Here is a 13,692-nt window from a genome sequence, read left to right as displayed (position 1 = left end):
AAACCACCTTCAACTAAAGTAGTTTAATGGCGGATTTCTAACCTAATAACTATAATTGCTCTTCAGCAAATTCTGCCAATCTACTGCGCACAACACCATCTAGGTTGATTGTTGCACTGCCAGAAAAGTTCTTAAATTTTTCAACTATGTAAGTTAAACCCGATGTGACGGCAGACAGGTAATTACTGTCAATTTGCGCCAAATTGCCACTACAAATTAACTTAGTGCCTTCACCACAACGGGTAATGATAGTTTTTAATTGTGAGGCCGTTAAGTTTTGTGACTCGTCTAAAATAACAATGGCATTTTGAATACTACGACCACGCATGAAATTGACTGATTTAAACTGAATATTGGCTTTTTCCATGATGTAGCTCATTGAGCCTTTCACATTTTCATCGTTTTTATGTAGTACCTCCAAACTGTCGGTAATAGCGGCAAGCCAAGGTGCCATTTTTTCTTCTTCTGTGCCGGGCAGAAAACCAATGGATTCAGCAATTTCCGGGGTACTTCTGGTGACTATGATTTTGTCGTACATATTTTTCTCAACCACCATTTCTAGTGCTGCTGCCAGAGCCAAGAGTGTTTTTCCACTGCCAGCTGGCCCAGTAAGGATGACTAAATCAATATGTGGGTCGAGTAAGGAATGAAAGCCCATTGCTTGACCGATATTTTTTGGGGTAATTCCCCATGCTCTGCGCCCCATGAGGCGTTCGTAACCTAAGTCTAAAACGTCCAAATGATCGCTGCTAACAGACTCAACTAAACCGGCGAAATGCTGGCTGTCATCTAATAAATATTCATTTACGTAAGCTTCTGGTAAGACTTTACGTTCAATAGTATGAATGGTGTCTCGACCTTCCGTTCGACTGTCTACTGACTTCACTTCATCCCAAAAATCACCAGAAAAGTGATGGTAGCCTTTAGACAAATATTTAATGTCGGTGACCATCTGATCGGTACGGTAATCCTCAACATGAGCCAAACCAGCACCCTTGGCTTTTAATCGCATATTGATATCTTTGGTGACTAATACTACTTGTTTCGAATGTTGAGATTTTTGTAAATGCAGGGCGCTATTAATTATTCGGTTATCGTTTTCGTTACTCGTGAAAACTTGTTGCGAGACTGGCATGCCATGGTCAACAAAAATAGACAAGCTACCTGTAGGCGCTGCTTCTCCAGCGACCATGCCCTGCATTGATACACCTTGCATCAACTCTTCTGGTGTGGCGTCGTGAAGCAAATCCTCCATTGCTCGAATAGAGACACGAGCATCCCTAGCCACGTCTTTTTTGCTGTCTTTAATATAATCCAGCTCTTCAAGCACAGTCATAGGAACAACAACGTCGTTTTCTTTAAAGGACAAAAAGGCGAGTGGTTCGTGTAGGAGAATATTGGTGTCTAAAACGTAAATTTTTGAACTTACTGCTTCTTTTCTTGGCATCCGGCGCTCCTGAAGGACTTAGAATAAAGTACCTGCCAGCTAAATCATGCTTTTGCCCTAGTAGTAAACACTTTTGCTCAAAACATACTTAACTACAGGTTTACCAACCCACAATAAAACACTTTCTTTAGGTAATCATCTACTTTTAAAGTAGATGATTACCTAAACTACTTTAAACTCCCGCTGAATCAGTCATTTTGAGCTGGTTTGGGTATACATATTAAATTTTTGCTACAATGCGCGCCGCGTTTAAAACGAGTAGCTCAGCGCGCATTCACCGTAGTAATTTCATAGGTAAGGATAAAACAATGGCTAAGCAACAATATTTTGCCTTGGGGCAACGCTGGATCAGCGATACAGAAACTGATTTAGGCCTAGGTACTATTGTAGTAATTGAAGCACGCACGGTTACGGTGCTATATCCAGCCACTGGAGAAAGCCGGGTATACGCTGCCCAAACGGCTCCTTTAACCCGAATAGAGTTTGAGATTGGCGATAACGTAAAAAGTCACGAAGGCTGGGAGTTACTGGTAGAGCAAGTACAGGAAAAAGATAACCAACTTATCTATATCGGGCATCGAATTGACAATAACCAAGCTGTTACTCTTAAAGAAACTTTTATCGACCACGATTTCCAACTGAACCAACCTGAAAAGAGATTATTGAATGGTCAATTCGACGACCCTAAGTGGTTTGACTTACGTGAACAATGCCTATCCCACCAATTCGAACACAGTACCTCTTCGCTTTTAGGATTCGTTGGAGCCAGAGTCGATCTTATTCCACATCAACTACATATTGCCTCTGAAGTAGGTGGACGTCATGCTCCGAGAGTATTACTGGCTGACGAAGTGGGTTTAGGTAAAACCATTGAAGCGGCGTTAATTATCCACCAGCAATTGTTAACCGCTAGAGCGCAGCGGGTGTTAATCGTTGTACCTTCGAGTTTGGTGCACCAATGGCTAGTGGAAATGTTGCGTAGGGTGAATTTAGCCTTTTCAGTGTTTGATGAAGAACGTTGCGAAGCTATGTCAGAAGACTCTGGTAATCCATTTGAAGCTGAACAACTGATTATATGTAGTCTCGATTTTTTAACTCACAACAGCCGTTATTATCAACAAGCTTTAGAGGCTGAATGGGACTTAATGGTAGTAGATGAGGCGCATCATTTAATTTGGTCTGAGGGGCAGCCGTCTCAGGAATATCAAGTTATAGAAGGCTTAGCCAATGTCACCAAAGGTGTATTGCTACTTACTGCTACGCCTGACCAACTCGGCCATGAAAGCCATTTCGCTAGACTTAGACTGCTCGACCCTGCACGTTTTCATGACTACAAAAGTTTTGTTAGTGAAGAAAAACAGTACAGTCAATTAGCCAGTGCCATAGGTCCTTTACTAAGCGGCGAACGACTTAGCGACGAAAATATTCACGCTATTAGTCAGTTTGCAGCAGCTGATATGTTAAAAGATATCAATGTTGCAAACCCAGCAACAAAAACCAAACTGTTACATACGTTATTAGACCAACACGGTACTGGGCGATTGTTGTTTAGAAACAGCCGCGCCGGTGTGGCTGGCTTTCCAAACAGAAAATTATTTGGCTATTCATTAGTTCAACCAATCGAATATTCTTTGTTACTGTCAGAAGATCCAAACAATTTACAGTTACAACTGACTCCAGAAAGACACCCAGATGTGGTGAATACTTGGATGAAGTTCGATCCTAGGGTCGACTGGTTTATTGCACATCTAAAATCATTGAAGGGCGAAAAAGTCCTGACAATTTGTGCCAATGCTAGTACTGCGCTGCAATTATCAGAGGCGTTACGTGTAAAAGCTGGTGCTCGTTCAACTGTATTTCATGAGGGAATGGGCATTGTTGAGCGGGATAGAGCCGCCAACTATTTTGCCCAATTAGAAGACGGTGCTCAGGTGCTGATATGTAGTGAAATAGGCAGTGAAGGGCGTAATTTCCAATTTGCACATCACTTGGTTTTATTTGATTTACCTTTAGTGCCTGATCTTTTAGAACAGCGAATAGGTCGCCTCGACCGTATTGGACAAAAACACGACGTTTGTATTCATGTGCCTTATTTTGATATGAGTGCACAACAAGTGCTACTGGATTGGTATCACCAAGGATTAGGCGCATTCGAACATACATGCCCTACTGGCATGATTGTTTATGAAGAAACCCAAGAAATGTTGCATGCCTGCATTCAAGAGCCCAGAGATATCCCTAAATCTGAAAATTTAATCAACCAAACAGCCAGTTTGCACCGTGAACTCAAGTTAAAACTTGAACAAGGTAGAGACAAATTGCTTGAGCTGAATTCATCAGGTAAAGGGCGAATCGATGGTCTTTTAGATCAAATTTTACAGGCAGAACAGTCACCCAAACTTGAGCTATTTATGACTCGGCTATTCGATGCCATTGGTTTGTTACAAGAAGATCATGGCGAAAGCTGCTATTTATTACGTCCTACCGAAACCATGATTAGCCCTCTGCCGGGTTTGGACGAGGAAGGCATGACCATTACCTATGAACGCACAACAGCAACCCTTTTGGAGCATGTTACCTTCCTAAGTTGGGATCACCCAATGATCCATCATGCTATGGATATGTTGACCACGGACATAATTGGCAAAAGCTCTATCGCTTTCTGTCGCGATAAAAGCAAACCCGCCGGTGCGTATTGGCTAGAATGCCTATTCGTTCTTTCTGCTAAAGCGGCACCAGGTTTACAGCTGTCACGATTTTTACCACCCACTCCGGTAAAAATATGTATTGATGCTAACTCTCAATTAGTCGACAAACACTTTATTCAACTGGAAGCAGTATTACCGAAAATGGGTAATCAGCTGATCAATGCCTTAAAAACCAAAGTCGAAGAATGTTTGGAAAATGCCCAACAACAGGCCGAACGTAAAGCAGAAACAGTTAAAACTGCTCGAGTAAGTCAAATGCAAGAATTATTAGGTACTGAATTAGCCAGGTTGCAAAATCTACAAAAAGTGAATCCAGCTATTCGTGATGAAGAGATTGAACATGTGGCCAATCAAATCGAGAGCCTTGTGCAGATAATGAGTCAAGCGAAACTCAATCTCGAAGCCGTCAGGTTAATTGTGAACAACCCTCAGTAGGCAATGATGTAGCGATCCTGACGGAGTAAAAAAGCGTCAACACAATGGCGAGTACTCGAACGAAGTATTGACATAAATAGGCTAGACCTTAAACCCGTTACGGGTCGCTCACATCAACTCAGAGGATTTATATTAAGTGTGCATCACATTTTCATAGGTGACGGTCTGTATGCTCGTGACCAAGCATTACAGATGGCAAATAGACTTAACTAACATGCAATGTTTCTAAGTTTTCGTCGTCCCGCCGCCAACAAAACGTTGGTTTTGAATCTAAGGTCTTTTTATCAGGTAACACAGTCGCTTTAAGGTTATGACTGTTTTTGTTCATTACGTAATATTCCAAACATATTCATATCGTGGAAATCATCATTCCAGTAACATTTTCCGCGCAATGTCCCTTCTAAACGAAACCCCAAGCTTTTGACTAATGTTTCTGACGGTTTGTTACTCGGTAAGATAAGTGCTTCAACACGATGTACGTAAAAATGAAAACTGTCGGCAAAAATAAAGTTTACAATTGCACCTACTGCTTCTGTTGCATACCCCTTACCCCAAAATTCTTTGGATAACTCGTATCCCACCACAGCACTGTGATCAAACTCGTTCCAATTGGTAAAACCGCAAGTCCCTAAAAATGCACCAGTGGATTTATCGCGAATGGCCCAACGAATTCCAGTATTACTGTCAAATCGAGCATCAAAATATTCGATGAGTCGATCCGCTTCTTCAATCTTTTTAAAGCGCTCTACATCATAGTGCTCGATAATTTTAGGATCAGAAAATATAGCGAACAGAGATTCGCGATCATCCTCTGTAAGTCTATTAAGTACCAATCGCGGAGTTTCTATATTTGGAAAATCAAGATTAGACATCAAACCTCTGATAAAAAATGTAAGTTAACCCATTATTAACGAAATAAAGATTAGTGCAAAATTAAAGAACTGCTTAATACTTTCCGATACTCTAATTGAGATACCATTTTGAGCAATCAACGTTATTAAATTTCTGAATTTCTTTTTTTTCACCTTTCTGTGTTTGCCCATTCTAGCGGCTCCAGATAACCAATTGCTAAAAAGATTGGACATTCAGCGTGGGGTATTTTCTGACGCCTACCAAAGCTTTACGATTGATGATCAGCAAGTCATTTATATATTAAAAGAAAATACCACCGCCATTACTCGGGGAGTAGCGGTTATGGTCGCTGATACCGGCATACCCATAGCAGGCCAAGAAGGCTTCACCGCACTAGCCGATGAGTTGAACAAAATTGGCTGGGTTACTATTTTATTACCCGCGCCTGAAACCGGTTTTATTCCGGCTATAGCTCAAGATGCAACTAACACTGAAGATGAAACTGCGGAAGCTGCAGCTGATGTGGCTGATGTAGCTGATGTAGCTGATGTAGCTGATGTAGCTGATGATGATACTGCAGCTCCTATTCCCAGTGCACCAGTAGAAGATGTAGACATCAGCAAATCTGCAGTTACCACGATAGACGACCAAGCGTTTTTGCAACACGAACAACAACTGATCTCTCTTCTACAGGCTGTGCTAGAAAAATCCCAAGAATACCCAGGCTTTTTTTTAGTCATTAGCAAAGGCACAAGCGCCGCTTGGCTAAGTAAAATTTATGCTGAGAAGCAATTAGATATCCCTGACGCATTTGTTGCTATCAGTCCCTATTGGCCAGACAGAAAACATAATATGCGCTTGCCAGAATGGATTGCCAACACCCCAATGCCTGTATTGGATTTGTATAGTGGCTGGGATAATGGCTGGGCACAAAAGACAGTTGCACTGCGTGAAATTGCAGCAATCAAAGCATTAAAACTACAATACCGACAACGAGAGTTACTCGGATTTAATATGCATTTGCAACAAAATGCCTATATTGGTAAAGAAATATATGGATGGATAAGCCACATGGGCTGGTAGTTGATTTTAGCGTATGAACGTTAAATAGTTACATGCAAATACTTCTTATTCAAAATAATCGTATCTAATCTCTGTAAAAATAAAAATTCTAGCTATACTTGAGCAAAGTAATCAACATTGAACTAGACGGTTTTTATTAGTGTCCACAGTGAACAATTTCGTACAACACAAATCCAAACAACTGGCCTATTTTGTCAGAGGATTTTTGCAACGCAAAATTCCTTATTCAGAAGTGGATTTGTTTTTTTGGGATACGATGGAGGAATGGGCGCAAATAAAAAGAGGCAAGAATCTACCCTACGAAAAAACAGAACAAGTGTTTTGGCATATATTACATCAAGTACACTACTGGCCTCAGCGCACACTTATTGAAGATCCGTACTTAAGAGGTGAGCTAGAAACTTGCCTAGACTGCCTAGAAAGCGAAGGCAGCTATCCGTTACCTTTGGACTGTATTGGAATAAGGCCTTAGTTTTCTTTAATTTTGCCTATCAATACCCTGTTTTAATACCCCAAACGGCACGCTACTAAACTTTATCTTTTTTCTAGGCGGTGTATGTCATCTCTTATTAACCACAGAAATAACAAACTGGGTATAACCATTAATGCCGTCAATATAAAAAAGGCAGACCAATTTCCGTCCATCCAATCCACAAGGAAACCACTACTCGATGCCATAAACGTTCTACCCAATACCCCTAAGGACGCCATAAGGGCATATTGAGAGGCCGAAAAGGCTTGATTACATAACAGAGATATAAAGGCAACGAGTGCAACTGAACCCCACGCAGCGGTGAAACCATCAACAAATATTGTTGCTACAAACAACATTTTGTCTGGTCCCACACTCGCCATGAGTGCAAACATCAAATTACTAGATGCCATTGCAATCCCACTAATCATAAGTCCACGATAAATACCGTAACGAATATTGACCATGCCTCCGATAATGGCAAACACTATTGTTACCCACCAATTAAGTAACTTAGAAAGACTACCAATCTCAGTATTTGTGAAACCGATCTCTTTATAAAAGACGATACTCATACGACCTAGAAATGCCTCTCCCATTTTAAATAAGAAAATAAATAACAAAATGGACATCGCTAACTTAAAGCCATTGCGATTAAAGAAATCACGAAAAGGCTCCACTAAAGTAACCAGCAGCCAATTAGCCACTTTTTGACTTGAAGTCAGAGCGACACCTTCAATAGCTTGCCACTTAGCATAGGCCTTTTCAGCAAGTTGTTGTTTTTCAAGCCTGTCCGTTACTGGCTCTTTAGCTATTAACACAATCACCGACATAACCGCCATTATCGCCGCTAACACATAATAAATTTCTGACCACTCCCAATTTGGTAGATCAGCAATAAAAAATGGGATAGAACCAAGTCCACCAAAACCAGTCCACCAGCCTGCTGTAGCCATAGCTGAAGCTGCAGCAAGTTTGTCTTTCTCATCAGGTTTAATGATATCAATACGGTATGCATCAATAGCAATATCTTGGGTCGCAGAAAACAGAGCAATCGAAAACCCTATCAAACCGGCTAAAAGTAACTCTTTTTCTACTGGAATAACGGCTAAGCCAATACACGCCAAAATAATGAATAGCTGGGTCAGTAAGATCCAACCTCTACGCTGCCCTAGAAAAGGAGGTTTTACCCTATCCAATAAAGGAGACCATAGGAAATTAATTGAATAGGCGATGGTTATTGAACCAAACAAACCTATTGATGAACGGCTAAGACCCGATTCCTGCAACCATGCAGATAAAGCAGAACCTATCATTACCCACGGGAAACCACTGGCAATGCCGAAGATAAAAATGAATAAGAGGCGTTTGTCACGATAACAAAGTAAGGTACTTTTGAATGTAGGATGCACAGTATCGATTGAAAGGAAGTTAGACCGCTATTTGATCACGTCTAACAACTTTCTTCAACAAAAGCTTACTCAGCAACTACAACTTGATTTCGCCCTGACTCTTTTGCTTTGTATAAGGCTTTGTCCGCTGAGTCTAACCATTGAGTACTGTCTTTATGGGTTTGTTTAAAACCAGCAATACCGATACTGATGGTGAATGATATCTCTATCTCATCATAAACTACTGTGCACTTCTCAACCATACGACGAATACGCTCAGAAACAAACTCTACATTAGCCACAGGCGTATCTGGCAAAATAATGGCAAACTCTTCACCACCGTAACGACCAGCAATATCCGTTTCTCTGGTGGCTTTTTTAATGATCCCAGCCAACGCTTTAATCACTTCGTCACCTGCAAGGTGACCATAAGTATCATTCACTTTTTTAAAATGATCGATATCTAACATAATTAGTACAGATGGGCTTTCACTGCGCTGATCTCGCTTGAACTCCATAACAAACTGTTCTTCCCAGAAACGTCTATTGTAAAGTCCCGTCAGGCCATCAACTCGGCCAATTTCTTCTAACTGATGATTGAGTGATTGCATGCCCAACCGGCTTACTGCTTCATCAGTTACATCATATATGACCAAACATACCTGCTCTACCTTTCCCGTCAACGACGCCAGCGGGAAGATCGTAATATTTTGGTACATATGATTTGCTTGAGAAGTAATAGGGCGATTGCAGTCAAAATGAAATAAATAAGGACGTTGTTCCCAAATAATAAAAACCGGACTCTTCAAAGAAAATGCCGGTGCGGCTTTACGAGTAAACCACTCTTTGTCAATTTCAGGAAAAAACTCAAAAATATTTTTATCTTGGATCATCCCAGGCACTATGCTGCTGTGATTTTCCATAAACTGGTTCCAGACCTGCACATTAAATTTTTTATCTAATACAACGATCCCCACCTCAATCGAACCAAGGAGGTCGTGTTTCCAATGCATTTCCGCCAAACTGCTATCAACTGCCATAAAATTGGACCTTAAGAATGAGATGTAACAAGTTTATCGAATACTAAGTCGATCGCTTTATTTGGGAAGAGAAGTAACAAGTCAAAGTTGATATTTTGACTCTTGATTGAATAGGCAATTTCAATTGCCAGCATATCTTCTTTTCTATGAGTTGTGTTTTTGAGGATGTCATCCAAATCGCAGTGCCTACCCAATATAATTGGGTGATTATGACTAAATACCGAATGCAGCTGCTCTGAAAGAGCTCGTAAACAAGCACCAATCAAAATATTAGACACATCCATCAATGCTTCTAGCTCTAAAGAATCGCAACTATCGTCGTCTGCATATTTGAGGAGTTTAACCATATTGCCAAAGTTAGAATCGTTGAAAATAACCAAGGCTTCTCCGTTAATGCCTGCACTGATGAAACCTTGAGAAACTGCAGATACACTTTCATTTCGCTGAATATCAGCAATTGCCATGTGCAATTCAGTATTCGTAATCAAGTTGACATTCGGGATAGGTAAATCAATAAATTCACCTAACAACTTAGCTAGACTTTCGCCAGCCTGGCCCATTGCGACGTTGGCCATTTCACGGTAGGCATCTAGCTTTTCAGTTTGAGAATCTTTGGTTACGGGTGCGACTTCTTCAGCGCGTTTAGTGGCAGAAGATTCACCCGAATATAAGCCAAACTGGGTGAGAATTTCTACGAGCTTGGCGTTGTCAGTCGGTTTGCGAATAAATTCAAGTGCACCCAATGCCAACATGCGCGCCCGTGCCTCTGGCTGAACATCACCCGACACAACAATCACCATAGTAGGTAAGTCTTCGTCCTTGATAGCTTGCATGGTCTGATAGCCATCCATAACAGGCATATTTAAATCAAGAAACATTACGTCAGCTTTACCAGCTCTGATCAATTCCAAGGCTTCCTGTCCATGCTCAGCGAAACTTATCTCAACATCCCATCCATCTGGAATAGCTCTTTGCATTTGTTTACGTGCAAAACTTGAATCATCACAAATAAGTACAGGAGTGGTCATATGAACATTGTTACCTAATTCTAGTCAGACTTACGAACAAATAATTAAATGGCCACTAATCCTTTGATGTGGTCATGGGCTTGATAGTCTTTTAATTCGAAATCATTGATTTCAAATGCAAAGATATCGCTAATAGTAGGATTAATAATCATTTTCGGCAAGGGAAAAGGTTTGCGAGTTAACTGCAATTTTGCTTGCTCCAAGTGATTTAGATATAAATGAGCATCGCCCAAGGTATGAATAAAGTCGCCAAGTTGCAAACCACATACTTGCGCTAACATCATAGTTAACAGCGCATAACTGGCGATATTAAAAGGCACCCCTAAAAAGATATCTCCGCTACGTTGGTATAACTGGCAAGATAATTTTCCTTCCAATACATAAAACTGAAACATCGTATGACATGGAGGTAAAGCTTGCCTACCTTGTTCTGCGTTTTCCTTTGGAGAAAAAGCAGTGTCGGGCAAAACTGCTGGATTCCAAGCACTGACAATTAAACGCCTAGAGTCCGGATTATTTTTGATTTGTTCTACTAGCTCACTGATTTGATCAATGACTTGTCCGTCTGCACCTTCCCAGCTACGCCACTGTTTGCCATAAACAGGTCCTAACTCACCATCATCTGTGGCCCAGCCGTCCCATATTTTCACATTGTTATCAGTCAAATAGGCGATATTTGTTTCGCCTTTTAAAAACCACAGTAGTTCGTGAATAATGGAGCGTAGGTGACACTTTTTAGTTGTGACTAAAGGAAACCCTTCATTTAAGTCAAACCGCATCTGATAGCCAAACACACTGAGTGTGCCTGTGCCTGTACGATCTTCTTTCTTAACACCTGTGTCTAATACGTGACGCATTAGTTGTAAATACTGTTGCATTCTTGTTCATCTCTTAATCTTTAAAATTTATTTACTATTAAATCCCAGCGCGCACTAAACCGCCTAATCCAACTGTTTCAAGATACAAGTTTATTTCATCCCGCACATCTTGAGGATTATTTAAAGTTAGCACCTTAGCCAACAATTGTTCAGCGCTTCTCTGCTCAATATTGCGAATAACCCACTTCACTTTGAGCAAGTTGTGATTGTTCATACTCAACTTTCTATATCCCATGGCAAGCAATAACACCACACCACCAGGCTCTCCAGCTAATTCACCACAAACTGTGACTGGCACCTGCAACAAGTCAGAATGTTTAGCAATAGTATTTAACGCGCTAAGTACCGCCGGGTGATAACTATCGTATAATTCAGCCACTCGAGGATTGTTGCGATCTACAGCCAATAAATATTGGGTTAAATCGTTACTACCAACCGAGAAGAAATCAACAATTTTAGATAGCTGTGGTAACTGATAAAGCACGGCTGGCACTTCAAGCATCACACCAATTTTAGGCATGTATAATGTTTCACCCTTTTCCTGAGCCTCTTCTTCAACCTCATAAAAAGCTTGTCTAATTAGACGTTTAGCCTCACTGACTTCGCTTACCGAGGTTATCATCGGTAACATTATACTTAAGTTTTTTAAACCAATACTGGCTCGCAGCATAGCGCGAATTTGTACTAAGAAAATTTCCGGATGATCTAGGGTTAAACGAATTCCACGCCAGCCAAGAAACGGATTTTCTTCAGAAATAGGAAAATAAGGTAGAGGTTTATCTCCGCCTACATCCAAAGTACGCATAGTAAAAGTTTTGTTGGGTTCAACTTCAAGTAAACTTCTATATAACTCAACTTGTTCGTGTTCAGTAGGAAACCGGTCACGCATCATAAAAGGAATTTCAGTACGAAACAGACCAACACCATCGGAATGCGGATTATCATTTTTTTCTGCTTCGATTGACAGACCCGCATTGGTAAATAAGCGTATTTCGCAATTATCGGTAGTAACAGCCGGTAACGTATCTTCTGAATGAATACGTTCAGACAACAATTGCTCTTCAAGCACTAACTGGTCAAATTCGCGCCTAATGGTGGCATTTGGCGAAACAATCACGTCACCTGTGTAGCCGTCTAATAATATTTCTTTTTCGTTCAACAAAGCAATTGGCACATTGCTTAGCCCCATTACAGCAGGCACCCCCATAGCCCTTGCCATAATAGCCGCATGAGAGTTGTTAGAACCTCGCATAGAAACAATGCCCATGAGCTTTTCACTTGGAAACTCCGCCAACATGACTGCGGTTACTTCTTCGGCAATAAGAATGGAGTGTGCTGGATGCTCGCGTTTTACCAACTTTTCGCTGGTAATTCCCACTATATTTGCCAACACCCTATTGCCCATATCTTCAACATCTACAGCACGTTCGCGCATGTAAGGGTCATTCATTGCTTGGAATTGGCGAATATAATTCTCTACAACCATTTTTAATGAAGTAGGAGCGTCCCAACCCAACTTAATTTCTTTTTCAACATCTCTGCCTAAACTGTTTGCATCAAGCAAGTGATAATAAAGTTGGAAAATGGCCCGCACATCATCAGGTACTTCACCTTGTATACGCTCTGATAAAATCGCCATATCAGCTTGGGTTTTTTTCACCGCCTGACGATAATTTTTAACTTCGGTCTGCTGATCTGTACTGCGTTTTGGAACATGACTGTGAATACTGACCATCATGTTTTGCAAGTAACCTACGCCACTGGCTAATCCAGAGGAGCCAGGCACGCCTTTTAAAGATTTTTGCCAGTCTTTAGGAATGTTTTCTTGTAAAAGATTAATCGAACCCCGTGCTTTTGCATTGGCAATTTCGACCGCCAGTTGCATGGCAAGTGTAACCAAAAAGGCCTCTTCATCTTCACTGAAACGCCTCTTGCGCTTTTGCTGAAGAGTTAACACGCCTAACACCTTACGCTGATGGATTATCGGCGCACCTAAAAAAGCGTGGTAATTCTCTTCTTGAACTTCTGGGTAGTGTTTAAAACGAGGATGGCCTTGAGCATCGCTAATATTAAGTGGCTCTTCTCGTTGGCCAATCAAGCCAACCAAACCTTCAGAAAAACCAATAGAAACTTGGCCTATTGCCGTTTTGGCCAACCCTTCAGTAGCGACCAACATAAAATGTTGTTGATCGTAATCGGCTAAATAAATGCTACATGAGTCGACTTTTAAAGCCTCTATCAACCTATTCGCTAAGCAGCTTAACGCATCATCAAATACAGGGATTTGATTGACTTCTTGAACGATACGTTTAAGCGTGGTTAGCGTAAGACTCATTTATCTCCCATGTATCTGCGGTT

At 41.0% G+C, this 13,692-nt stretch carries 10 protein-coding genes; 3 read left to right on the top strand and 7 right to left on the bottom strand.

Annotation, left to right across the window (positions count from 1 at the left end; translation table 11 throughout):
• Window positions 1-49: 49 nt before the first annotated feature.
• On the bottom strand, window positions 50-1,447 hold the full coding sequence (locus tag QZ488_RS08485) for a PhoH family protein (protein ID WP_293747565.1): 1,398 nt from the start codon (window positions 1,445-1,447) through the stop codon (window positions 50-52).
• A gap of 308 nt (window positions 1,448-1,755) precedes the next feature.
• Between QZ488_RS08485 and rapA the strand changes: the two genes are divergently transcribed.
• Entirely contained in the window at window positions 1,756-4,590 is a 2,835-nt protein-coding gene (rapA, locus tag QZ488_RS08480) for an RNA polymerase-associated protein RapA (RefSeq protein WP_293747563.1), read from the top strand.
• 308 nt (window positions 4,591-4,898) lie between these two features.
• Here the strand turns inward: rapA and QZ488_RS08475 are convergent, their stop codons facing one another.
• Window positions 4,899-5,462 (bottom strand): GNAT family N-acetyltransferase, encoded by a 564-nt coding sequence (locus tag QZ488_RS08475; RefSeq protein WP_293747547.1) that lies wholly within the window; start codon window positions 5,460-5,462, stop codon window positions 4,899-4,901.
• A gap of 193 nt (window positions 5,463-5,655) precedes the next feature.
• On the opposite strand from QZ488_RS08475, the gene QZ488_RS08470 reads away from it, so the two are divergent.
• Together QZ488_RS08470 and QZ488_RS08465 are read left to right on the top strand one after the other, a co-directional pair.
• Window positions 5,656-6,525 (top strand): DUF3530 family protein, encoded by an 870-nt coding sequence (locus QZ488_RS08470; protein WP_293747545.1) that lies wholly within the window; start codon window positions 5,656-5,658, stop codon window positions 6,523-6,525.
• Window positions 6,526-6,673: 148 nt separating this feature from the next.
• Window positions 6,674-6,997: a hypothetical protein gene (locus QZ488_RS08465; protein WP_366508995.1), complete on the top strand. Its 324-nt coding sequence runs from the start codon at window positions 6,674-6,676 to the stop codon at window positions 6,995-6,997.
• 62 nt (window positions 6,998-7,059) lie between these two features.
• Here the strand turns inward: QZ488_RS08465 and QZ488_RS08460 are convergent, their stop codons facing one another.
• From QZ488_RS08460 to ptsP, 5 genes are all read right to left on the bottom strand, one after another.
• Complete coding sequence (locus QZ488_RS08460; RefSeq protein ID WP_293747541.1) at window positions 7,060-8,409, bottom strand: MFS transporter; 1,350 nt, start codon at window positions 8,407-8,409, stop codon at window positions 7,060-7,062.
• Between the two features lie 65 nt (window positions 8,410-8,474).
• Window positions 8,475-9,428 (bottom strand): GGDEF domain-containing protein, encoded by a 954-nt coding sequence (locus tag QZ488_RS08455; RefSeq protein WP_293747539.1) that lies wholly within the window; start codon window positions 9,426-9,428, stop codon window positions 8,475-8,477.
• A gap of 11 nt (window positions 9,429-9,439) precedes the next feature.
• Complete coding sequence (locus tag QZ488_RS08450; protein ID WP_293747537.1) at window positions 9,440-10,456, bottom strand: response regulator; 1,017 nt, start codon at window positions 10,454-10,456, stop codon at window positions 9,440-9,442.
• Window positions 10,457-10,500: 44 nt separating this feature from the next.
• Entirely contained in the window at window positions 10,501-11,334 is an 834-nt protein-coding gene (locus tag QZ488_RS08445) for a thymidylate synthase (RefSeq protein ID WP_293747535.1), read from the bottom strand.
• Window positions 11,335-11,371: 37 nt separating this feature from the next.
• Window positions 11,372-13,669 carry a phosphoenolpyruvate--protein phosphotransferase gene (gene ptsP, locus QZ488_RS08440; RefSeq protein WP_293747533.1) on the bottom strand — a complete coding sequence of 766 codons (2,298 nt, stop codon included), beginning with the start codon at window positions 13,667-13,669 and terminating at the stop codon, window positions 11,372-11,374.
• Window positions 13,670-13,692 lie beyond the last annotated feature (23 nt).

It is taken from the genome of uncultured Paraglaciecola sp. (genome assembly GCF_913020055.1).
Lineage (GTDB): Bacteria > Pseudomonadota > Gammaproteobacteria > Enterobacterales > Alteromonadaceae > Paraglaciecola.
This window is presented reverse-complemented; position numbering and strand designations above follow the sequence as displayed.